The sequence below is a fragment of the Pseudomonas sp. P97.38 genome (assembly GCF_001269745.1).
GTDB classification, from domain to species: Bacteria; Pseudomonadota; Gammaproteobacteria; order Pseudomonadales; family Pseudomonadaceae; genus Aquipseudomonas; species Aquipseudomonas chlororaphis_E.
Genome location: NZ_LHVJ01000011.1, coordinates 115,966 through 139,726 on the forward strand (window position 1 = coordinate 115,966; position 23,761 = coordinate 139,726).

The window sequence follows — 23,761 nt, forward strand, 5'->3', positions numbered from 1 at the left end:
CAACAATAAGGAAAACCGCCATGCGCCGCCCGCTGTTCCAACCGACCCTGCTCTGCCAGGTTCTCGCCCTCGGCGCTGTGTTGCTCGCCGCCGGCCCGGCCGCCGCCAGCATCGCCTGGGTCTCCAACGAAAAAGACAACAGCCTGAGCCTGATCGACATGCAGAGCCTGGAGGTCATCGAGACCCTGCCGGTGGGCCAGCGCCCCCGCGGCCTGTTGCTGTCCCACGACAATCGGCTGCTGTACATCTGCGCCAGCGATTCGGACCGGGTCCAGGTGATGGACGTGGCCACCCGCAAGATCATCAAGGAACTGCCCTCCGGCAAGGACCCCGAGCAATTCGCCCTGCACCCCAACGACCGCTGGCTCTACGTCTCCAACGAGGACGACGCGCTGGTAACGGTGATCGACACCCAGACCTCCCAGGTGCTGGGCCAGGTTGGCGTCGGGGTCGAGCCCGAAGGCATGGCCGTCAGCCCCGACGGCAAGTGGGCGGTCAACACCAGTGAAACCACCAACATGCTGCACTGGATCGACACCAGCACCCAGACCCTGGCCGACAGCACCCTGGTGGACCAGCGGCCACGCTTCGTCGAATTCAGTCGCGACGGCACCCAGCTGTGGGCCTCGGCGGAAATCGGCGGCACCCTGACGATACTCGACGTCGCCACGCGCCAGGTGCTCAAGACCCTGACGTTCCAGATCAAGGGCGTGCACCCGGACAAGGTCCAGCCGGTGGGCATCAAGCTCAGCGCCGACGGCAAGTACGCGTTCGTCGCCCTCGGCCCGGCCAATCATGTGGCGGTGATCGACGCGAAGACCTTCGAAGTGCTCGATTACCTGCTGGTGGGCCGGCGGGTCTGGCAACTGGCGTTCACCCCGGACCAGCGCCAGTTGCTGGCAACCAATGGCGTGAGCGGCGATGTCTCGGTGATCGACGTCGAGAGCCGCAAGGTGCTCAAGTCGGTGAAGGTCGGGCGCTACCCCTGGGGCGTGGTGGTGACGCCATGAACGCGCTGGAGGTCAGCGACCTGAGCTTCGCCTACGGTGCGCGCGAGGCCCTCCGGCAGATGAATTTCAGCCTGCCGGCCGGGCATTTCACGGCACTGCTGGGGCCCAACGGCGCCGGCAAATCGACGCTGATTGCCTTGCTCACGCGCCTTTACGATGTGCAGCGCGGTGACATCCGCGTCGGCGGTCATTCGCTGCAAGCGGCGCCCCGTCCGGCGCTGCGGCAACTGGGCGTGGTGTTCCAGCAAAGCACCCTGGACCTGGACCTCAGCGTCGAACAGAACCTGCGTTATCACATCGCCCTGCAGGGTTGGTCGCGACGCCAGGGCGCCGCCCGGATCGACGCCGAACTGGCGCGCCAGCAACTGACCGAGCGGCGCCACGAGCGGGTGCGCGACCTCAATGGCGGTCATCGGCGCCGCGTGGAAATCGCCCGGGCGCTGTTGCACGAGCCGCGCCTGCTGTTGCTCGACGAGCCGAGTGTCGGCCTCGACCCGGCCAGTCGCCTGGCCCTGGGTGAACACATCCGCCAGTTGTGCCGGGTGCAGGGTATCAGCGTGCTGTGGACCACCCACCTGCTGGACGAAGTGCAACCCAGCGATGACCTGTTGATCCTGCACCAGGGCCGACTGGTCGCCCGTGGCCGCGCCGACAGCGTCAGCCAGGCCCATGGCGGCACCCTGGGCTCGGCCTTCAGCCGATTGACCGCTGCGGGAGCTGCGTCATGAACGCCTATTGGCAATGTTTCAGCGGCATCGTCATGCGCGAAGGGTTGCGCTTCGTGCTGCAACGCACCCGCCTGCTCAGCGCCCTGGTGCGCCCGCTGCTGTGGCTGCTGGTGTTCGCCGCCGGCTTTCGCGCGGCCCTGGGCATCGCGATCATCGCCCCCTACGACACCTACATCCCCTACGAGGTGTACATCGTGCCCGGGCTGGCCTGCATGATCCTGTTGTTCAACGGCATGCAAGGCTCCTTGTCGATGGTCTACGACCGGGAAATGGGCAGCATGCGCGTGCTGCTGACCAGTCCCCTGCCCCGTGCCTTCCTGCTGGCGAGCAAGCTTGTGGCGACGTCGTTGATCTCGCTGCTGCAGGTCTACGCCTTTCTCGCCATTGCCTGGTTGTACGGCATCCAGCCGCCGGTCATGGGCCTGCTGCTGGCATTGCCGGCGCTGTTGCTGGTGGCGCTGATGCTCAGTGCCCTGGGCCTGCTGCTGTCCAATGCGATCCGGCAACTGGAGAACTTTGCCGGGGTGATGAATTTCGTGATCTTCCCGATGTTCTTCCTGTCCTCGGCGTTGTACCCGCTGTGGAAAATGCTCGAGGCCAGCCCCTGGTTGTACTGGCTCTGTGCGCTGAACCCGTTCACCCATGGGGTGGAGCTGGTGCGCTTCGCGTTGTACGAGCAATTCAATCCGCTGGCACTGGGGGTGTGCGCCGGCCTGACGCTGGTGTTCGCCCTGCTGGCGGTGTGGACGTTCAACCCCCAGCATGCGGCGCTGCGCAAGGCGGGTTGATCGGCTCACGCCAATCCCTTGTGGGTGGACTCCTGTGGGAGCGAGCTTGCTCGCGATAGCGGTAGTTCAGTCAACATTAGAGATGACTGACAAACCGCCATCGCGAGCAAGCTCGCTCCCACAGGGTTGAATGGAAGTTACAAATCCCGAATTACGACTTTAGTACTGGTTTTCCTGTCTATGGTCGCATTCACAAGACCTCGACCCTGGCATGTAATGGGCGCATAACAAAAAGGATAAATCCTATGCCCCGTTTGCTGGCCATGGTCTTGCTGGGCCTGGCGCTGAATGCCGCGCAGGCCGACACGTTGCTGTTTTCCCCGCAGGGCTACCGCATTGCCCAGTACCGCAGCCCGACGCCGAGCACCGTCGACGGCGCTCAAACCCTCGACACCCCCGCCCTGCAGCACCTGCTCGAACAGGATCCGCCGCCGGTGCTGGTGGACGTCTACCGACGGCCCTGGCTCCAGGGGCGCTTCATCGACAACGAACCTCACGCCAACCTGCCCGGCAGCCTGTGGCTGGCCAATACCGGCGACGGTGAACTGGAGCCGGCCTGGCAGGACTACTTCAGCCGCCACCTGCGCGACGCCACCGCCGGACGCCTGGAGCAACCACTGGTCTTTTATTGCCGCTCCGATTGCTGGTTGAGCTGGAACGCGGTAAAACGCGCCGCCGCCATGGGCTATAAGCATCTGTACTGGTATCGCGATGGCCTCGATGCCTGGGAGGCAGCCAACCTGCCCCTGCAAGCGGCCCGCCCTCTACCTTTTCCCTGATCCTGAATGCGTGCACCTGCTCCAGCCACAACACAATAACGAGGTGAATGGCCATGTATAAAATTCTGATAGCCGACGATCACCCTCTGTTTCGCGAAGCCATCCACAACGTCATCAGCGACGGTTTTCCCGGCAGCGAGGTCATGGAAACCGCCGACCTGGACAGTGCCCTGGCATTGACCACCGAACACGACGACCTGGACCTGATCCTGCTGGATTTGAACATGCCCGGCATGCACGGGCTCAATGGCCTGATCAACCTGCGCAACGAGGCCCCCACCATTCCCGTGGTGATCGTCTCGGCCGAACAGGACAAGCAGGTGGTGCTGCAAGCCATCACTTATGGCGCGGTGGGGTTCATCACCAAATCCTCGCCGCGCTCGCAAATGACCGACGCCATCGAGCAGATCCTCAACGGCAACGTCTACCTGCCGCCAGACATCATCCGCACGCAGAAAAGCCCGGCGGGCCGCCGCCTGAACGAAACCCCGGCCTTCCCCGCCGAACTGCTCCAGGCCCTGACCCGCAAGCAACTGCTGGTGCTCGAACGCATGACCAAGGGCGAGTCGAACAAACAGATCGCCTACACCCTGGACATCGCCGAAACCACGGTCAAGGCCCACGTCTCGGCGATCCTGCGCAAACTCAACGTGCACAACCGAGTGCAGGCGATCCTCAGCGCAGGGGATATTGATTTTGGGGCTTATCTGCGGCGTTGAAGGGCAATCCATCGACTGACTGTTGCTCCGATGGCATTTGCTCACTGTGGCGAGGGAGCTTGCTCCCGCTGGGCTGCGCAGCAGCCCCAGAAAAAGGCCGGATGAGCTCAATTCGATAGGCCACGCCACAGCCCTGGGGGGCCGCTGCGCGCCCCAGCGGGAGCAAGCTCCCTCGCCACAGATAGCTTCGGCCTAGTGGCTCTGGCCCCCGCCTAACAGATGACTCATCGCGATTTTCAGCTTCATCGGGCGCACCGGCTTGTGCATTAGAGTGTGGCCGCGCTCGCGGATCTGCTGCTTGAGTTCGTTGCTGTAATTGGCGGTAATCATCATGGCCGGGATCGGCGCCGTGCGCCGGGCGTTGATCCGGGCCACCGCGTCGACGCCGTTCTGGTCGTGGTCCAGGTGATAGTCGGCGATCAGCAGATCGGCGCCGGCGGGGTCGTCGTCCATCTGGCGCGCCAGGTCCTGCTCCGACAACGCCGTCGTCACCTGGCAGCCCCAGCCTTCCAGCAAGGTGCGCATGCCGGCACAGATCGCCGCATCGTTGTCCAGCACCCAGACCCGGGCACCGCGCAGGCGCCCCAGCATCGGTTCGCTCATGTCCGGACACGGCAACGGCTTGGGCGCCGTGGCGCTCAGGGGCACGTCGATGGCGAACATCGAGCCCTTGCCCGGCCACGAGCGCACCTGAATCCGATGCCCGAGGATCCCGGCAATTTTCTCGACGATCGCCAGCCCCAGGCCCAACCCTCGGTCCTGGTTGGGCCGCTGCACATCGCCGCGCTTGAACTCCTGGAAAATTTCCTCGAGCCGGTCTTCGGCGATGCCAATGCCGCTGTCCCAGACCTGGATCGACACCTGCCCACGATGCCGTCGGCAGCCCAGCACGATGCGCCCGCTGGGGGTGTAGCGAATGGCGTTGCTCAACAGGTTGCGCAGGATCCGCGCCAGCAACTGCATGTCACTGCGCACCAGCACCGAACAGCCGACAAAGTGCAGCGCCAGCCCCTCGCTGCGGGCCACCTGGGCATACTCGGCCGCCAGGTTGTCGAGCAGTTCGCTCAGGCCGAACGGCGCGACATCGGCCTTGATCACGCCGGCGTCCAGCTTGGAGATGTCCACCAGGGTGCCGAGCAAGTTCTCCACGTCTTCCAGTGAATTGCTCACATTGCGCACCAGGTGCGCGTTGGCGACCGGCTCGCGACGCTCCAGCAACGCGCTGGTGAACAGCCGCGCGGCGTTGAGCGGTTGCAGCAGGTCATGGCTGACCGCGGCGAGGAACTTGGTTTTCGACAAGTTGGCCTGCTCGGCCTCTCGCTTGGCCTCGCGCAGGCGCACTTCCACCCGGCTGCGCTCATCGATTTCTCGCAGCAACTGGTCGTTGAGACACGTCAGTTCGGCGGTGCGTTCCTGGACCCGCTGCTCCAGGTTCTGATAGGCCTGGTGCAGTGCCTCGGCCGTGCGTCGGCGTTCGGTGATGTCGCGGATGAGCACGAAGATCCCCACCACTTCACCATTGGCCAGGCGGTTGGGCACGTAGGAGCGCAGCATGTAGCGCTCCTGGTTGTTGATGTTGGTTTCGGCGAACTCGAACGTCACGCTTTCGCCCGCCAGCGCACGGGCCACGTAGGCTTCCAGGCGCTGGTAATGCTGCTCGCTGTGGGCTTCGCGCAGGCTCTGGCCGAGCATCACGCCACGGGGCCAGCAGTACCACTGCTCGTAGACTTTGTTGGTGAATTCATAGACCAGGTCGGCGTTGAGGTAGGCGATCAGCGCGGGCACGTGGTCGGTGATCAAGCGGATCCAGCGCTCGCTTTCGCTCAGTGCCTCGGCATGCTGGTAGCGCTCGGTGATGTCGGTGAAGGTATTGACGTAGCCACCAGTGGGCAGCGGATGGGTGCGGATCTCCAGGACCCGGCCGTCCGACAGGCGCTGTTCGCATTCGTGGATCGAGCGGCCGTTGCTGTCGCGGCTGGCCGGGGTCAGCAATTGCAGCTCGGAGTCGCCAATCACTTCGCTGAACGAACGATGGGCCGCCACGGGAGCCAGGCCGCTGAGTTCGAGGAAACGCCGGTTCCACAACTCCAGCACACCCTGGGCATTGACCATCGCCACGCCCTGGGACAGGTTGTCCACGGCCCGTTGCAGCAGGTGGGACTTCTGCGCGATGGCTTGCTCGCGACGCACGGTTTCACTGAGCTTGACGTCGGTGATGTCGGTGAACAGCATCACCCGCCCGCCTTCCTGGGTCGGCCGCTCGCTGACCTGCAGCCAGCGACCGTTCTGCATGCGGTACAGCACGTGCTCGTCGGCCTGCCCCCGCGGCTCCTCGCTGAACAGGCCGTTGGCGGTCATCAGGCGCTTGACCTCGCACAGACGCATCCCGGCGATGATGCGCGCCCGGCTGTGGGCCCAGAAGGCCTTGAAGCGGCTGTTGAACAGGACGATGCGCTGCTGCGCGTCGAACAGCACGAACGCATCGGAGATGCTCTCGATGGCGTCGATCAGGTGCCGATGGGCGGTTTCCGCCCGCAACCGCGCCTCGCCCAGCAAGTGATTGCCGGCCTTGAGCTCGGCCATGGCCTGGTTCAGCGCGTCGGTGCGTTCGCGCACTTGTTCGGCCAGCACCACCGAATGCTGGAACGCCGCGTACGGGTCGTTGCCACGGGTCACCCCGGACTCCACGCGTTCGATCAGTGCCGCGTTGATCCGCCGCAGCTTGCGGTTCTCGTGTTCGAGCTTGGCCAGTTGGGCCTGCAGCTCAGCGATGGCCGGGGGCGCGATGACGGGCAATGGCAACTCCGGTGAACGTCTGGTTGATGTGCATGCCATTGAACTGTTCTCCATAGGTGTTGAACCCCAGCACCCGCTGCTCGCGCAGGAATTGGCCGATCTGCTCCAGGCCGCCGCGGTCTTCGAGCTCCAGGCGCCTCAGGAAACAATCGCAGCCAATGGTCAGCAGCACGTCGCCGAGCCGCGCCTGCAAGCCGTCGAACAGGGCCTGCAGGTTGTCCAGCAACGGCCCTGGCGTCATCGCCGTGAGGACGATGCCGTTCTCCACCGCGCAATAGAAACTCAGGCTCAGGTCCGGATGCACCTGTTGGATCGCCCGCACGTAGTACTGGTCGTTGATGCGCACCGCCAATGGATGTGCGGCGAACACCCGGTAGTCGAGGGCACTCACCGGCACGCCGATATGCCGGGCGTACTCCTCGGCGGCGGGCTCGGCGTTGAGCTCGTAGACCCGTCGCGAGGCGCTATCGGCGCCGGTCACCACCAGTTTTTCTTCCCGGGGCAGGATGTGGTGGGTGGTGAAGACCTCGAATTCCAGCCAGGTATTGATCAGCACCACCACCGCCGCGCCGCTGTGGAACTGGCCTTCGAAGTACACGTGGGTGTGGGTCAGGTGGTTGTCGTCGCCGGCCGAACCGCCGAAATGCGGGATGTCGCCCAGCGCTGCGCTCAAGGCCGCCAGGACCATTTCCTCGCGACTGGACAAACCGTCGAGCAGGGTCAGCGCAAAACTGTGGCCCTTGATCGGCGCCAGGGCGTTGCTGCGACACCCGCCGGCCAGACGCTCGACCATCTGCTGGGCGTCGATCAGGCTGAAGTGTTCCATTTCACCGATCAGCTCGGCGGCGATGGAAAAATGCCGGTGGTCGAACCCCACCGCCGTCACACAATTGCGCCCGTAGCCCTGGGGGGTGATTTCACCCGCGCTGGTGCAACCCACCAGGCGAATCCCGCCGAAGCTCTGGGACAGTGCCTGGCCGAGGGCCGGCAGGTCGTAGGCGGCGGAACAGAAAAACAGCACGAAACCCAGGTGCGGGTGCAACAACTGCCGCGCCAGCGCCTGGGCCACTTCCTGGACATCCGTCGCCGCGGACATGGCGCTGACCACGCCTTCTGCCTGCTGCATTTACGCCTCCGGCGAGTGCGTGATAGGGACCTTGAGTGTACGAAGATAGGCCGGGGCGACGAATGCTACTTGGGTAGTGGGTGGACGCTTCGATGGGATGAGAAAACGGCGGCAAGCCCTTCGAGAGCGTGGCGAGGGCGCTTGCTCGCTCGCCACGACTGCCGTGCAGCTCATTGTCGTGCCACCCGATTCAGGTGCTACCGCAACTTCAGTGACTCATCGGCGACATGCCTCCCGCCTGCCCCAGCACCTTCTGGTCGATGTCCTCCAGGCGCAGGACCTGGCCGCCGGTCTCGGTTGCCAGCTTCTGCGCGGCCTGGGCTTCGGCGAACGAGGCCAGGACGACGCCCATGGCGCCCTTGAGCCCGGAGCCGACCACGAAATAGGCGCTGCGGGCGTCGATCAGGTGCGCGTCGTCCGGGCTGTCCCAGTGGCTACGGCCCATGTCATGGACGAACAGCTTGACGTCGGCCCGGTGATTTTCCGGTTGCAGCCACCAGCCGAGCATCTCCGCCGGGGAGCAGAACTTTTTCACCCCATCGGCCGCGACCGCCGCGCCCTTGGGCCCGGGAAAATCGGTGATGACCATGCCGCATACATGGCACTCGTCACTGCGATGGAACGCCAGCGGCGCCTCGCCGGCCGCTGGCGGCACGGCCTGGTCACACGCCACCAGTGCCAGGCACACCAGCATCCCGGCCAGCAGGCGGCTCGCCTTGGAATACACCCTGTTCATCGTTGCAGGCTCCTTATCAAGATCAGACTTTCACGGGCACCGGCGCTGGAACAGCCGATAGGCCAGCCACAACGGCACGGCCATCCACACCACCAGGCACATCCACAGCCCGGGCGCCGATACCGGCAGATCGCTGCCCAGTGTCAGCACGGCGGCGCCGTGGTTGGCCGAATCGAAACCGGACAGGTTGATCAGCCGATAAACATCGGTGGGGTTGAACAGCAGCAGCCATGGCAACAGTTGCGGGTTGAAGCGCCCTTCGCTCAGCACCAGCAGCGCCAACAACGCCAGGTCGAACACCAGCACGAAGAAGAACCACACCCCCAGGGCCAACCCGGCGGCGGTGGATTTCTCCGCCGACAGGCAGCTCAGTACATAGGCCAGGCCGAGGAACACCCACCCCAGCAGCGTGCTGGACACCATGAAGCGCCCAAAAGCCCAGAGCAGCAGGCTCAGTTCGACGTCATCCACCAACAGAGCAATGGCAAGCATCGCGCAGCCGAAACCGATGAACGTCGCCAGGGCCAGGATCAGGCCGTGTCCGACGAACTTGCCCAGCAGCAACTGACCGCGCCCCAACGGGTAGGTCAGCAACAGCAGCAAGGTGCCGCTTTCGTCCTCGCCGACGACGGCGTCATAGGCCAGCAGCAAGGCGATCAGGGGCATCAGGAAGGTCGCCAGGCTCGACAGGCTCGCCACCGTCGCCGGCACCGAGGTGAAGCCCAACTGCCCCGACGCCGCGGCGCCCAGCCAGGCGATACCGATGGCCAGCACGGCGAACAGCAGACTGATCGCCAATAACCAGCGATTGCGCAGGCCGTCGCAGAACTCCTTGCGGGCCATGGTCTGGATCGGGTTCATTGATGGACCTCCTCGCTGGCTGCACGGACCATGTAATGGCGGTACAAGTCCTCCAGGGACGGCGGCTTGATCTCGACGTCGGTCGGGTTGTGCTGCGCCAGCAGCTGGCGCAACAGTGCGAGCTTGCTGCCGTCCGGCGCCGACACTTGCAAGCCTTCGGCGCCCCAGCCCTGGGTGAAATGCCCTTCGCTGCGCCAGTGCTGCTGCAACTGCTCGGCGCGGGCCAGGCCCGAGGCCCGGATCAGGGTCGGCAGGCCGGCGTCCTTGCGCAGCCGGGCCAGGCTGCCCAGGGCCAGCAGGCGCCCGCGGGTGAGGATCGCGGCGCGATTGATGTGGGCCTCGACCCCCGGCAGGACATGGGAGCAGAGAATGATGCTGGTGCCCTGCCAACGCAGACGATCGAGCAGCTGATAGAGGTCTTGGGTGGCGATGGGGTCCAGGCCCACGGTGGGCTCGTCCAGCAGCAACAACCGCGGCTGGCCGAGTAACGCCTGGGCCAGCCCGAGGCGCTGGCGCATGCCCTTGGAATAAGTCCGCACCCGGCGCCGGGCCGCGTCCGCCAGGCCCACCTCCTCCAGCAACCGTTCGACCTGCTCCGGCGCCGCGCCCTTGAGCCGGGCAAAATGACGCAACGTCTCCAGCCCGCTCAACTGCGGATAGAACATGACGTTCTCCGGCAGGTAGCCGAGCAGGCGTCGCACACTCGGGTCGCAGGGCTCGCGCCCGAAGACCCGCACCTGGCCCTCGCTGGCCCGCAGCAAGCCGAGGATCAGCTTCATGGTGGTGGTCTTGCCCGCACCGTTGTGCCCGAACAGGCCGAGCACTTCGCCCTGGGCCAGGTTCAGGTTCAGCCCGTGCAGCACGGCAACGTCGCCATAATGCTGGCTGACGCCTTCGATCTCGACGACGTTCAAGACGCGTCCTCCTGAGCCCTGTTGCGTGGTGGGGGTTGGACCGGCGCCGCCATCAGCGGATGGCTGTCCAGCACCCCGGGGGATTTCATCACCGGGAAGGCTCGCTGTACCCAGCGCAGCAATTCGATGCCCGGACTGTTCATCAACAGCCGCACCTGCGGGTACAGCCACAGCAGGCGGTCGACGTTGTCGTTGGGCTCGTAGACCACATCTCCCAGGCCGTCGCCATTGCGATCCCACCCCAGGTAGTCACTCCAGTAGTTGCCGCGCCCGTCTGCCGACCACTCCTGCAGGCGGGTGGCGACGTACTTGACCTGGCGCTGGTTATGGACGAAGGCATTGCCGGCGATGCGGTTGTCCTCCGAGCCGGCGGTCAAGTGGATGCCCACCGCGCTGCGCTCGAAATGATTGCCTTCGATGCGATTGAACAATGAGTTGTAGATGAACAGGGCCTTGCCCTCGGCACCGACGATCATGGTGTCGCCGGTGGACCCGTCGCGCACGTCGGTGACGACGTTGTCGCGCAGGGTTGAATAGGTGATGTAGTTCATCAGGATCCCGTAGTTCTGGTCCTGTTCGGAGCGATTGCCGATGACCGTCAACTGGCGGCTCTGCATCAGCGCATAACCGGTGCGGGTCCGCCGGGTGACGTTGTCCAGCAGGCGGTTATCGTTGGCGAACATGTAATGCACGCCGTAGCGCAGGTCCTCCAGGACATTGCCCTGGAGCAGGTTGCCGTTGGAGGTGTCGATGTAGATGCCGTCGCGGGTGTCGCGCACCTGGTTGCCGATGACCTGGGCCCCGTGGACCGCATACAGGTGGATGCCGTTGCCCCGGTCCTGGGAACGCAGGCTGGCGTCGCCCTGGATGCGGTTGTCGATCAGGCTGACGTCCCGTGTGCCATCGACCCAAATGCCGAAGCCCTGGCCCTGCATCCGGTTGCCACGTACCACCGCTCCTTGGGCGACAGGCTTGATGAACACCGCGGCGTTCATCGCCGTCAGGTCATGGCCCCAGTCCAGGAACGTACAACCCTGGATGCGCACGTTCGGCGCCTGGATGATCAAGCCGTTGCCCTCGCCCTGCCCCAGCAGTACCGCATCCGGCGCACAGGTGAGGGTCATCGGCTGATCGACGCTGAACGAGCCCCGGTACTGCCCCGCCGGCAGGCGCCATTGCTGGTCGCCCTCGGCCTGCAAGGGCAGATCGGTGATCGGCTGCGGCGCGCCGAACGCGCCGCCCGATAACAGGCCCAGCATCAGCGCTATGACCGGTTGGCACGCGCGGCCCGTGGGTTGCTGCGGTTTCCCGGCCATTGGGCCTGTCTCCTCGTTCGGCCGACTCAGGCTTTTTCAACCAGCATGCGACCGACCATCTCCATGTGCAGGGCGTGACAGAACCAGCTGCAGTAGTACCAGTGCAGGCCGGCCTTGTCGGCGGTGAAGGTGATGGAGGACGTCTGCTGCGGGCTGATTTCCATGCTCACGCCGTGGTTGGTCATGACAAAGCCGTGGGACACGTCCTCGATCTGGTCGATGTTGGTGATGGTGACCGTCACTTCGTTGCCCTGCTTGACGGTGAATTCGGTCAAGCCGTAGGCCGGCGCCATCGACGTCATGTACACCCGCACCTTGTTGCCATCGCGGATGACCTTGTTGTCGGTCTCCAAGTTGATGCCGTCCTTTTTCGCCAATGCCACCGTCTCGGCGAAGAACGGGTCGTTGCGGTTCCAGATTTTCTGGGTTTTGATCTGGTCGCGCCGGGCGAGGATGCAATCGTGGGGTTCGGCGAAGGCCGGGCCGTCGTGCACCAGCTTCATTTCTTCGCCGGAGATGTCGATCAACTGGTCGTTCTCCGGGTGCAGCGGCCCGGTGGGCAGGAAGCGGTCCTTGGAGAACTTGCACAGCACCACCAGCCACTTGCCGTCCGCCTCGCTGGTCTCGGTCAGGGACGCATGGTTGTGCCCGGGTTGGTACTGCACGTCGAGTTTCTGCTTGATGTAGTTGACCTTCTCGCCCTTGTAGGCGCGGATGGCTTCGTCCATGTTCCACTTCACCACCTGGCTGTCGATGAACAACGTGGTGTAGGCATTGCCGCGCCCGTCGAAGGTGGTGTGCAACGGCCCCAGGCCCAGTTCCGGCTCGGCGACGATCACTTCCCGAGGGTCTTTGTAGCGGCCTTCGAACAGGTCATCCAGGCGGTCGATGGCAATCATCGAGACAGTCGGCGACAGCTTGCCGTTGGCGATGAAGTACTTGCCGTCGGACGAGGTGTTGCAGCCGTGGGGGTTCTTTGGCACCGGGATGTAGCGAGTGAATTCAGAGTCCTTGCCGTCGGTCTTGCGACCATCGACCACCGGCACCTTGGAACCGTCCAGGGTGATGAACTTGCCGGCCTTGATCGCCGCTTCGATCCGCGGGATGTTGAACACCACCACCCAGTCGCGCTCGTTGCGCATCATGCCGCCCAGGTCGTAGGCCTTCTCGGAGTTGTAGCAGGTGCTGGCGGCGTATTTGCCGGTGTAGTCGGCATCGGAGTTATCCAGGTTGCCGTCGACGATCACCTGGAACGCCATTTCCATTTTCTCGGCATCGATGGCGTTGAACATCGTGAAGCTGTTCTTGTCCTGCAGGTCGAAGGTATGGCCATCGTTGGGATGCGGGATCACGAACTCGGCGTTGGCGAACACGTACTTGGTGTAGGGCACCTTCTGCAGGCGCAGACCGTGGATCGCCTGCACGTTGGGCACGGTGAGGATCTTGTCGCACTTCATTATGTCCAGGCGAATGCGCGCGATCCGGGAGTTGGCCTTGTCGTTGATGAACAGGTACTTGCCATCGTACTTGCCGTCGGTCATGGAGATGTGCGGGTGGTGGCAGTCACCGTTCTTGTACTTGGCGCTCTCCCCCAGGATGCGCTTGCTTTCGTTGGTCAGGCCCCAACCGGTGGCCGAGTCGACGTTGAACACCGGGATGCGCATTAGCTCGCGCATCGACGGCACGCCCAGCACCCGCACTTCGCCCTGGTGACCGCCGCTCCAGAAGCCATAGTATTCGTCCAGTTCACCGGGGCCGACATGGACCTTGGACTTGGCCTCCTTGGCTTCCTTGGCGGCCGCCGCCCATGACTCGCGGGTGAAGGTGCCGGCGCCCAGCGCCGTGGCACCGGCCAGCACGGCGCCGGTGACCGCACCGGTGCCCAAAAAACTGCGCCGGCTCACGCCACGCGGTTCTTCCACCACGTCCGGCGTGGCGTTTTTCTTGTCGCTCATGCTGTGTGCTCCATCAAGAATGAAAGGGTCAGGGGGCGGGTTTTTCCAGGTGCCTCAAGGCGCCGGGGTCACCTGCACCACGGGAATCAATTGGGGATCAGCCACCGCGGCCTTGCCGCGTTTCTTGCGCTTGTTGATCAGCGGCGGGCATTTGTTTTCGTTGTGCCAGGTCATCTGGCAGTCGAGGCAGTAGTGGCATTCGTTGGCGTTGATGTGGCCGTCGGGATGAATCGCCTGGATCTCGCATTCCTTGGCGCACAACTGGCAGGGGTTGCCGCACTCCTTGCGGCGCTTGAGCCAGTCGAACAGGCGCAGGCGTGTCGGCATCGCCAGGGCCGCGCCCAGCGGGCAGATATAGCGGCAATAGACTTTGCGCGTGAACAGGTTGACCACCAGCAGGCCCAGGGCATACGCCACGAACCACCACTGGCGGTCGAACCGCAGGGTGACGGCGGTCTTGAACGGCTCGACTTCGGCCAGGCGTTCAGCGGTGGCCATCGACTCCAGCGAAACGCCGAAAAGCACCAGCAAAATGATGTACTTGAGCGCCCACAACCGTTCGTGGACCGCGAATGGCAGTTCGTACTGGGGCACCTTGAATTTGCGCGCCAGCTCGTTGATCAACTCCTGCAACGCACCGAACGGGCACAGCCAGCCGCAGAACACCCCACGCCCCCAGAGCAGGATGCTGGCGGCGGTGAACACCCAGAGGATGAAGATCAACGGGTCGGTGAGGAACAGCTCCCAGCGGAAGCCTTCGAACAGGGCATGGACGAAGGTCAGCACGTTGACCACCGACAATTGGGCCAGGGCGAAGCCGCCGAGAAACACCACGGTGAACACCAGGTAGCCGCGGCGCACCCAATGCAGCAGGGTCGGCCGCCGGGCCAGGGCGTCCTGGAAGAACAGGATGACGGTCAGCACCAGCAACGCCGCCCCCAGCAGGCTGATCTCCAGACTTTTCTGGTACCACAGCGTCAACCACATCGGCCGGCTGGCCTCCTGCGCCGCAGCCAGTTGTTCGGCGCTGGGCAACGGCCGTTCCAGGTAGGCTTCGGGCAGTTGATAGGCCAGCTCGAAGCTGCTGAACGTACCGCTGACCGGCCCGGTCTGGCGGCGCACCAGCAACTCCAGGCTCCAGGGCGCGCCGGGGTCGAAGCGATGGGTGGCGCGGATGATGAAAATCGCCATTTCATCGAAAGCCGGCATGTCGTCGGCGGCGACATCGTCCAGGCGCTGGAAGTCCAGGTCGCGGAAGCTGATGGTGTCGCCGAACTGGCGCAGCACCACCCGATCGAAAATCCCGCCGCGCACATAACCCGACCCTTTGAACGAGTAGCGCCCGCTGCCCATGACCGCGATGGCCTGCTCGCCCGGCTTGAGTTCGCTCATCAGCGTGCGGTATGGGCCCTCGCCCAAGAGGTTGCGGCCGATGGTGGGCGGGTTGAGGTGGGTCACGTACAAGTCGATGAAGGTGTCGTCGGCCTGCTCGGCGCTGGCGACTTCCACCTGCTCGGCCTCGGTGCCCTTGAACGACGCGTCGACCTGGCCTCGCGTCAGGTGCAGACGACGCACCGCGCCGCTGCCGGTCAGCGTCGCCCAGTCGGCGGGTTCGAAGTTGTCCTCACGCACGCGGGCCGGTGCCACCGTCAACCCGGCGTTGCCCTTGACCAACCCCAGGGCAACCGCGACATCGTGGGCGGCGCGCATGATCACCTCGTTGACCACCATCGCCGTCACGGTGGCACCGGCAATGGCATCCACCGTCACCGCATTCGGGTCACTGGAGTGCCCCACCACCACTCGCTGGCTGACCTTGATGCCGCTGTAGCGCGCGCTGAAGGCGTGAAGTTTTTCTTCGGCGATGCCGATCAACAGGATCGGCTCATGGTGTTCGAGCACGTAGGCGTCGAGGATCACACCGGCCGGATCGAGGATGACCTGCACGTTGATTGGCTTGCCCGAATAGGCCGGGATGTCCACCACGTCGAGGCTTTGGAACACGTAGCCCACGACCTTGCCCGCCGCCGACAACGTGCGCACCTTGTAGGGGCCTTCAGGCTCGGAGATCGCGTCGCTCTGGCCCAGCACATGGTGGATGCGCTGCTGCTGGATGTCCCCGTAGTCCTTGGCCTGGACGAAGCCCGCGAACAGCAGCAGGAAAACCAACAGGCCACCCAGCCAGTGGCGGAACAGGTGCAGCATCGCAAAGGAAGGGGTCATGGACGCCAGGGCTTAGGACAGGATCTTGGCGAACATCCTAGGGGCCTGCCTTTTTTTGGCCCTTGATTGAAATCAACTTGCTAAAAAACCGCTGTCGCAAGCCTGCGTGCGAAGCACCCCCAGTGCACCAGGCCCATTCCCTACAGCGAGCAAGTCCCCTCAATGCAACCCATAGGCGTAAATCCCCAGGTCATTGTTGTCGTACCAATTGCCCTTGGCCCAGAACACCCGATCCTGGCCCGGCTGGAAACCCAGCACCCCCAGGTAGCCGTCCACATTCAGCTTGTGCCAGGAACCGCCCCAGTCCGTGGAGTAAAACACCCCGTCCGCGGAAATGCTGGCGTCCGACCACCAGTAGAGCCAACGCGGTGGGTGATGCTCGCTGCTGGTGTTGATCAGCAAGGTGTTTTGCCCGACCCAGAAGCCATCGCCGCGCAAGCGGCTGTCCGAGGCCAGGGGCGCAAACACGCTGGGCAACTCGCCCGTGGGGCGCCAGTTCAGTGTGCCGGTGTCCAACTCGGCTACGACGTCCTGGCCCTGATGCCCCTGGTCGATCAGGCCAAACACCCGCCCGGCCTCGTTCTGCGCCAGTGCATCGATAAACAGGTTGTCGTCACGCTGCCTGGCCACCATCTGCCACTTCCCGGCCTGGCGTTGCAACTCGGCCCGCGTCGTGACATTGACCGCGACGTTGTCGCTTTTGCCATCCGGATGACTGCCCCAAAAACGTTGGGACAACCAGATGAACGCGCGCTGCCCATCGACCTGAATGACGTGACCACGGATTTCGCCCCGATCCTGCGAGTCGGTGTGCCACTGCACGATGTCAGGTCGCTGGTCATGGGCGTACTGGGCGGTCACCAGCAGCGATTCGGCGGTGACGATCGGGGTGCTGGTTGCGCCGCGATCGGCCGAATAGAACACGCCGGTAGCGATGCCACCGGGCACCTCTGCGTCCATCGCGCTCAACGAGCCCCAGGCCCACACTTCATCCGATCCGTGAAAATAAGGATCGAGGCTCCAGGCCACCTGATCGGCCTCGGCGAAGAAGCCTTGCTCCAACCCTGTCCACTGCTTGCCCTGGTCATCGCTGCGCAGGACAACCGTCTGCCGCGGACCGTCAGTGGTCCACGCGTCGGGCCGGTCCAGGCCGGTGAGCAGGAACAGGCTGGCGCCATCGGGACTGGCGACCAAGCACGCGGCGCCGCTGACATGGGCTACCAGTTGGAACTGCCCCTGGGCGTCGAGCCGTGAGATGAATGAGGTTTCTGTCTCCCGCGCCGAGAAAACGCTGAAGGCGCTAGCGTCCTGCGCGGCCTCGGTCTCCTTCGGTTTGCCGTAGACCACGGTGTCCAGGTTCACGACCTCGGCCGCAGGCTGCAACATTTGCGCATCGCCTTCCAGGCGCCCGACCAGCCAGGTGCCTTTCGGGGTCGCGACCACGCCTGTGCAATATTGGCTCATCGCCCGCTGGCGGGTGTCTTTCACGGCGCCCACGTCTTGCCGGCCTGGGCTGTCGCCGCCCCAATCCAGCTTGGCGCTGGTGATCGTCCACATGTACCACAGCGCCGCGGCGGCCAGCAGGGCAACAAACAGTTGAGTCAGAAGCTTCGATCGAGGCATGGGAGGTCCGTATCCTGGGAAAACTGAAAATGCTTTTCTCATCTCCCGGGGCCCGAGTAAATTTTTATCGCACGAGAACGGTTGAACCCGGTCGCATTATTGTCAGGGCTGTGACTCAGGTTGCATTCTTCAGCCGATCCATCACGCCACGTCACAAAAGCCCCGAAAGCCACGACGCCTCAAGCAGACGCACACAAGGAAACTCCATGCCCTCCCGCTCCGGCCCCGCCTCCCCCTCGTCCTTGCCCGAAAGCGCCGGTTGTGTCCGGGTGCGCGGCGCCCGCGAACACAACCTCAAGAACGTCGATGTCGACATTCCACGCGATGCTCTGGTGGTGTTCACCGGTGTGTCGGGCTCCGGTAAATCGTCGCTGGCCTTCTCCACGCTCTACGCCGAGGCCCAGCGCCGCTACTTCGAATCCGTCGCGCCGTATGCGCGGCGCCTGATCGACCAGGTGGGCGTGCCGGACGTGGACAGCATCGAAGGCCTGCCACCGGCCGTGGCCCTGCAACAACAGCGCGGCACGCCCAGCGCCCGTTCTTCGGTAGGCAGCGTCACCACCCTGTCGAGCCTGATCCGCATGCTCTATTCCCGTGCCGGCAGCTACCCGGCCGATCAACCGATGCTCTACGCCGAGGACTTCTCCCCCAACACGCCCCAGGGTGCCTGCCCGGAGTGTCATGGCCTGGGTCGGGTGTATGAGGTGACCGAAGCGTCCATGGTGCCGGACCCTTCGCTGACCATCCGCGAGCGGGCCGTGGCCGCCTGGCCCATGGCCTGGCAGGGGCAGAACCTGCGCGACATCCTCGTCACGCTGGGCTATGACGTCGATGTGCCCTGGCGGGACCTGCCGAAAAAGCAACGCGACTGGATTCTCTTCACCGAAGAAACCCCCACGGTCCCGGTGTACGCCGGGCTCACCCCGGCCCAGACCCGCGCCGCCCTCAAACGCAAGCTCGAACCCAGCTACCAGGGCACCTTCAGCGGCGCCCGGCGCTACCTGCTGCACACCTTCATGCATTCGCAAAGCGCGCAGATGCGCAAACGCGTGGCCCAATACATGCGCGCCAGCCCCTGCCCCGTGTGCGAAGGCAAGCGCCTCAAGCGCCAGGCGCTGACGGTGTCCTTTGCCGGCCGAGACATCGCCGAACTGTCGCACCTGCCATTGCTGGAACTGGCCGAGGTGCTCAAGGGCGTCCTGGCCCCCGACTACCTCGAACAAGCCGAAGAACCGGGCGCGGTGCTCACCCATCAGCAAACCCGGGCCGCCCGCGAGCAGCGCGCCGCCCGGGGCGACAACCCGCACGCCGGAGGACCGGACGCACGACACACCCACAACCTGTCCCTGGAAAAACGCCTGGCGGCCCAGCGCATCGCCGCCGAGTTGCTGGAGCGGATCGTCACGCTCATCGACCTGGGCCTCGGCTACCTGGCCCTGGAACGCAGCACGCCGACGCTGTCCTCCGGCGAGCTGCAACGCCTGCGCCTGGCAACCCAGCTCAATTCCCAGTTGTTCGGGGTGATCTACGTGCTCGACGAACCCTCCGCCGGCCTGCACCCGGCCGACAGCGAGGCGCTGTTCGATGCCCTGCAACGGCTCAAGGCCGCCGGCAACTCGGTGTTTGTGGTCGAGCACGACCTGGACACCATGCGCCGCGCCGACTGGCTCATCGACGTCGGCCCCGACGCCGGCGAACAAGGCGGCAACATCCTCTACAGCGGCCCGCCCCAGGGGCTTGGGCAAGTGCAGGCCTCGCGGACCCGCGCCTACCTCTTTGCCGAAGACACCGCGAGCCCCCGTGCCCCTCGGCCACCCAAGGACTGGCTGCGCCTGGAGGGCATCACCCGCAACAATCTCGACAACCTGAGCGCCGCCTTTCCCTTGGGCTGCTTCACGGCGGTGACCGGCATCTCCGGCTCCGGCAAATCCAGCCTGGTGAGCCAGGCCCTGCTGGACCTGGTGGGCACCCACCTGGGCCAGGCCAGCGCCAACGCCGAACCCGAGGAACAGAGCCTGGAGGACGAACCCGTGCAAACCAGCGGCGGGCATGTGACCGCCGGGCTCGAGGGGATCAAGCGGCTGGTCCAGGTAGACCAGAAACCCATCGGCCGTACGCCGCGCTCCAACCTCGCCACCTACACCGGGCTGTTCGATCACGTGCGCAAACTGTTCGCGGCCACGCAACAGGCCCAGGCGCTGGGGTTCGATGCCGGGCGGTTTTCCTTCAACGTCGCCAAGGGCCGCTGCGAGACCTGCGAGGGCGAAGGTTTCGTCAGCGTCGAATTGCTGTTCATGCCCAGCGTGTACGCGCCCTGCCCCACTTGCCACGGGGCGCGCTACAACCCGCAGACCCTGGAAGTCAGCTGGCAAGGCCTGGACATTTCCCAGGTGCTGCAACTGACCGTGAACCAGGCCCTTGACGTGTTCGCCGAACAAGCAGCGGCGCGGCGCACTTTGCAAGTGTTGCAGGACATCGGCCTGGGCTACCTGCGCCTGGGCCAGCCGGCCACGGAACTGTCCGGCGGCGAGGCGCAGCGCATCAAACTGGCGACGGAACTGCAACGCAAGGCCCGGGGCGCCACCTTGTACGTGCTGGACGAACCCACCAACGGCTTGCACCCCCAGGACGTGGACCGCTTGCTGGTGCAACTCAATCGCCTGGTGGATGAGGGCCACACGGTGGTCGTGGTGGAACATGACATGCGGGTCGTGGCGCAAAGCGACTGGGTCATCGACATCGGCCCGGGCGCCGGGACCCAGGGCGGGAACGTCGTGGTGTGCGGCACACCGGCCAAAGTCGCCCAATGCCAGGAAAGCCGCACCGCCCCATTCCTGGGCCGAGCCTTGCAACCCGGCACATCAACCCGATGACCAGTTCCTCGCCACAAAAAAACTGGGGGCGCCCGTGGCGAGGGAGCTTGCTCCCGCTGGGCTGCGCAGCAGCCCCAAAAGTGCTCGCCCCGCGCGCTATCTGATTGACTGCATCAAAACCCAAGGGGGCCGCTTCGCGACCCAGCGGGAGCAAGCTCCCTCGCCACGGAAAAGCGGAAGCGGCAGGCTTTGGGGGTGAACCGGGTTGCTCTGCTCCGCGAAATCCCCTAGCCACAGGTCCGTACCCTGCGTCACCCGTGGCGAGGGAGCTTGCTCCCGCTGGGCTGCGCAGCGGCCCCAAAAGTGCTGGCCACGCTCTCTCCGATTGACTGCACCAAAAACCCAAGGGGGCCGCTTCGCGACCCAGCGGGAGCAAGCTCCCTCGCCACAGAAAAGCGGAAGCGGCAGGCTTTGAGGGGTGGACCGGGTTGGTCTGCTCCGCTCATGCTTGACCACAGGTCTGTGCCGCGCGATTACACCGTGCGCGAGTACTGGACCGTTCGATCCGCGCCCAGGTAGGCATCGAACGCCATGGCCACGTTGCGCATCATCAATTGCCCCTGGGGCAGCAGTATCAGGGCGTCGTGGTGAATTTCCAGCAAGCCGTCGCCGACCAGTTCCTGGAGCGCGGCCAGGGCCTCGGCGAAGTAGGTGTTGAAACAAATGCCGTGTGCCGCCTCGATCCGGGCGAAGGCGATGCGTCCGTGGCACATCAGTTCACTGATGATCTCGCGCCGCAGAAGGTCGTCAGCGCTCAGTCGGTAGCCCCTCTGCACCGCCAGCATGCCCTGGTCCAGGCGCGCGTAATACTGGGAGAGTTCCTTGACGTTCTGGTTGTAGCTATCCCCCACCTTGCCGATCGACGACACCCCCAGGCCAATCAAGTCGCAATCGGCATGGGTGGAGTAACCCTGGAAGTTGCGCTGCAGCGAACCCCTGGCGCGGGCGAGTACCAGTTCGTCGTCCGGCAGGGCGAAATGGTCCATGCCGATGTAGACATACCCGGCCTCGGTCAAGCGGTTGATGGTCAACTCCAGCAATTGCAGCTTGCGCTCGGGCGGAGGCATGTCTTCAGGGCGGATCATCCGCTGGGCACGCACCCGGCTGGGCAGATGAGCGTAGCTATAGGCGGCGATACGGTCGGGACGCAGGGCGATGATCTTGCTCAAGGTCACGTCGAAACTGGCGGTGGTCTGCAACGGCAGGCCATAGATCAGGTCGACGCTGACCGACTTGAAGCGTGCGGCTCGCGCCGCCTCCACCAGCTCGGCCACTTGTGCCTCGCTTTGCACCCGGTTGACCGCGACCTGCACCTGGGCGTCGAAGTCCTGCACACCAAAGCTCAGCCGATTGAAGCCCAACTGCCGCAGGCCCAGGACCTGCCCGGCATCGATCGTGCGAGGGTCGACTTCGATGGAAAACTCGTGGGCATCGCTGTCGTCCATGTCGAACGATTGGTGCAGGCAGTCCATCAGGTCCGCCAGTTGCTCGTGGGTCAGGTACGTCGGCGTACCCCCGCCCAGATGCAATTGGGTCAACTTGCGCGAGCGATCGAACAGCGCGGCCTGGAGGGCAATTTCACGCTTGAGGTAGGTCAGGTACTCGGCCGCGCGAGGGGTTTTGCGGGTGATGATCTTGTGGCAGGCGCAGTAATAGCAAAGGCTTTGGCAGAACGGGATATGGATATACACCGACAACGCCTTGGGCTGCGGCGCCTGGTTGCTGCGCTGGGCGGCCTGGCGGTATTCGTCCATGGCGAACGCCTGGTGAAACTGCGGGGCGGTCGGATAGGAGGTGTAGCGCGGCCCCGGGCGGTCGTATTTTTCCACCAGGGCACGATTGAAACCGGATACGGCGTTCATGAAGGATTCAACTTTTCCAGGGCGTGTAGGCCCGCGTCATTCGGATCCGGGTCGAACAGATTGCAGATCGCGTCCACATTCAGGCGCCCGGCAGGCAGGATGCCGATAAAACGGCTGGTCAGTTCGATCAATCCCTTGTCGTGCAACGCCTCCAGCAACGGCCAGATGGACGCGAAGTACTCGCGAAACACCAGGCCGAAACGTGTTTCGATGGCCGGGATATCCAGCTCCAGGTCGCAGGCCAGTTGCTCGGTCACGGTCGCCTTGACCTGATCCTGCGCCTCACAGCGCCAACCGCGATACACCGGCAGTTGCCCGGCGTCCAGCTGCTGGCAGTAATGCAACAGGTTGTCGGTGTTCTGCACGTACAGATGCTCGATCTGCGTGACCGCCGACAACCCGAACCCCACGTGATCGCAACAGCCATGGCGGGTGAACCCCAGGCAATTGCGATGCAGGCGTCCATGCTCCTGGGCCACCGCCAGGTCATCGTCGGCCCGCACGAACTGACCCAGGCCGATGTAGTGATAACCGGCGCCGATCAGTTGCTCGCAACAGATGCGGCGCATGGCGTCCTTGTCGGCCGGGCTGCAATAGGCGCCGGCCACACCGGTGCTTTTCGAGCGATAACGATACGGCGCGCGGCCATAGTCAAAGACGTGCAGCCGATCCGGCTCCAGCTCGATCAGCGTCGTCAGCTTCAACGCAAAGCTTTGCGGCGTCTGCCAGGCATGGCCGTAACCGAGGTCGATGTTGATGGACCGAAAACCGAAGGTGCGCGCCGCATCGATCAGCGAATGGATCGGTGCCGGGTTCTGGTAGCAGTCGACGGACAGCTCGCTGTCGACGCCAATGTCGGGCACACCGATGCTGACATGGGTGAAACCCTGGTCACGGATCAGGCCCATGGTCGACCAGTCCGTGTGGTGCAGGTCCACCTCGATGCTGTGGTCGCCGCTGTCGTACTCGCAAAAGTCAAAGCGCTTGCGCAGGTCGCCCATCAGCCGTTGCAGATGGGCGATGACCGGAGTTCCGCCGGTCAGGCAGAACGCCTCGACCCGTCGCCCTGCGCCCAGATGGCAGCCCACCAGCCCCATCTCGTACGTCAGGCGTTGCAGGTAGCCGTCGATTTCGCCGCAGCGACAGTCGTGGGCCAGGGGCGAACACGAGGCCAGGCGCAAGCGCGACGGCAGGTGCACGGCCAGGGACAGCGGCCGACGTTTCTGGCGGCTGTTGCGCAGCCCCCTGAGCAGGTCGAGCGAGCCGATGCCGGTGTGGAATTTTCGTGTAGCGACCGGACAGTCGAAATCTGCCACCACTGGGGCACGTCCCGAGGGTCGCTCACCGAGGGTATTGAACAAATCGAACATGGCAATCTCCGAATGGCGGCGCGAGCACAGTGTCCGCTGTAACCCGGCCAGCCACCTTGACTTGTATCAAGCGCCTGGAAAC

Annotated in this window: 17 protein-coding genes; 6 read left to right on the plus strand and 11 right to left on the minus strand. The window is 64.4% G+C overall.

Features of this window, described 5'->3' with window-relative positions; translation table 11 throughout:
- Positions 1–20: 20 nt before the first annotated feature.
- The 5 genes from AD664_RS06155 to AD664_RS06175 all read left to right on the plus strand — a co-directional run bounded on the left by AD664_RS06155 (position 21) and on the right by AD664_RS06175 (position 4,024).
- On the plus strand, positions 21–1,010 hold the full coding sequence (locus AD664_RS06155; protein ID WP_042729328.1) for a YVTN family beta-propeller repeat protein: 990 nt from the start codon (positions 21–23) through the stop codon (positions 1,008–1,010).
- Positions 1,007–1,738, plus strand: a complete 732-nt coding sequence (locus tag AD664_RS06160) for an ABC transporter ATP-binding protein (RefSeq protein ID WP_053145183.1) — start codon at positions 1,007–1,009, stop codon at positions 1,736–1,738. The genes AD664_RS06155 and AD664_RS06160 overlap by 4 nt, the downstream gene beginning before the upstream one ends.
- On the plus strand, positions 1,735–2,526 hold the full coding sequence (locus AD664_RS06165; RefSeq protein ID WP_053145185.1) for an ABC transporter permease: 792 nt from the start codon (positions 1,735–1,737) through the stop codon (positions 2,524–2,526). The genes AD664_RS06160 and AD664_RS06165 overlap by 4 nt, the downstream gene beginning before the upstream one ends.
- 245 nt (positions 2,527–2,771) lie before the next feature.
- Entirely contained in the window at positions 2,772–3,305 is a 534-nt protein-coding gene (locus tag AD664_RS06170) for a PQQ-dependent catabolism-associated CXXCW motif protein (protein ID WP_053145187.1), read from the plus strand.
- A gap of 53 nt (positions 3,306–3,358) precedes the next feature.
- Entirely contained in the window at positions 3,359–4,024 is a 666-nt protein-coding gene (locus AD664_RS06175; protein WP_053145460.1) for a response regulator transcription factor, read from the plus strand.
- A 192-nt stretch (positions 4,025–4,216) separates the two neighbouring features.
- Here AD664_RS06175 and nahK read toward each other — a convergent pair whose 3' ends face one another.
- From nahK to AD664_RS06220, 9 genes are all read right to left on the minus strand, one after another.
- Positions 4,217–6,859, minus strand: coding sequence for a hybrid sensor histidine kinase/response regulator NahK/ErcS' (nahK, locus tag AD664_RS06180; RefSeq protein WP_083454147.1), 2,643 nt, complete (start codon positions 6,857–6,859; stop codon positions 4,217–4,219).
- Complete coding sequence (nosP, locus tag AD664_RS06185) at positions 6,789–7,946, minus strand: nitric oxide-sensing protein NosP (RefSeq protein ID WP_042730214.1); 1,158 nt, start codon at positions 7,944–7,946, stop codon at positions 6,789–6,791. Before nosP ends, nahK begins: the two co-directional genes overlap by 71 nt.
- A gap of 208 nt (positions 7,947–8,154) precedes the next feature.
- Positions 8,155–8,682, minus strand: a complete 528-nt coding sequence (locus AD664_RS06190; protein ID WP_053145190.1) for a nitrous oxide reductase accessory protein NosL — start codon at positions 8,680–8,682, stop codon at positions 8,155–8,157.
- A 30-nt stretch (positions 8,683–8,712) separates the two neighbouring features.
- The gene (locus AD664_RS06195) at positions 8,713–9,543 is read right to left on the minus strand and encodes an ABC transporter permease (protein WP_053145192.1); all 831 of its coding nucleotides are present in this window, start codon (positions 9,541–9,543) and stop codon (positions 8,713–8,715) included.
- Positions 9,540–10,457, minus strand: coding sequence for an ABC transporter ATP-binding protein (locus AD664_RS06200; protein WP_053145194.1), 918 nt, complete (start codon positions 10,455–10,457; stop codon positions 9,540–9,542). The genes AD664_RS06195 and AD664_RS06200 overlap by 4 nt, the downstream gene beginning before the upstream one ends.
- Positions 10,454–11,773 (minus strand): nitrous oxide reductase family maturation protein NosD, encoded by a 1,320-nt coding sequence (locus AD664_RS06205; protein ID WP_053145196.1) that lies wholly within the window; start codon positions 11,771–11,773, stop codon positions 10,454–10,456. Before AD664_RS06205 ends, AD664_RS06200 begins: the two co-directional genes overlap by 4 nt.
- A 26-nt stretch (positions 11,774–11,799) precedes the next feature.
- A complete protein-coding gene (gene nosZ / locus AD664_RS06210; protein WP_053145197.1) occupies positions 11,800–13,728 on the minus strand; it encodes a TAT-dependent nitrous-oxide reductase in 1,929 nt (642 codons plus the stop codon).
- 54 nt (positions 13,729–13,782) lie between these two features.
- Entirely contained in the window at positions 13,783–15,933 is a 2,151-nt protein-coding gene (gene nosR, locus AD664_RS06215) for a transcriptional regulator NosR (RefSeq protein ID WP_053145550.1), read from the minus strand.
- A gap of 177 nt (positions 15,934–16,110) precedes the next feature.
- Entirely contained in the window at positions 16,111–17,574 is a 1,464-nt protein-coding gene (locus tag AD664_RS06220; protein ID WP_053145199.1) for a hypothetical protein, read from the minus strand.
- Between the two features lie 206 nt (positions 17,575–17,780).
- On the opposite strand from AD664_RS06220, the gene AD664_RS06225 reads away from it, so the two are divergent.
- Positions 17,781–20,447: an excinuclease ABC subunit UvrA gene (locus AD664_RS06225; protein ID WP_053145201.1), complete on the plus strand. Its 2,667-nt coding sequence runs from the start codon at positions 17,781–17,783 to the stop codon at positions 20,445–20,447.
- Positions 20,448–20,920: 473 nt separating this feature from the next.
- On the opposite strand, the gene hemN is transcribed toward AD664_RS06225, so the two are convergent.
- Both hemN and AD664_RS06235 read right to left on the minus strand, forming a co-directional pair.
- Positions 20,921–22,309, minus strand: a complete 1,389-nt coding sequence (gene hemN / locus AD664_RS06230) for an oxygen-independent coproporphyrinogen III oxidase (protein WP_053145203.1) — start codon at positions 22,307–22,309, stop codon at positions 20,921–20,923.
- Positions 22,306–23,679: a coproporphyrinogen III oxidase gene (locus tag AD664_RS06235; RefSeq protein ID WP_053145205.1), complete on the minus strand. Its 1,374-nt coding sequence runs from the start codon at positions 23,677–23,679 to the stop codon at positions 22,306–22,308. Before AD664_RS06235 ends, hemN begins: the two co-directional genes overlap by 4 nt.
- Positions 23,680–23,761: the final 82 nt, after the last annotated feature.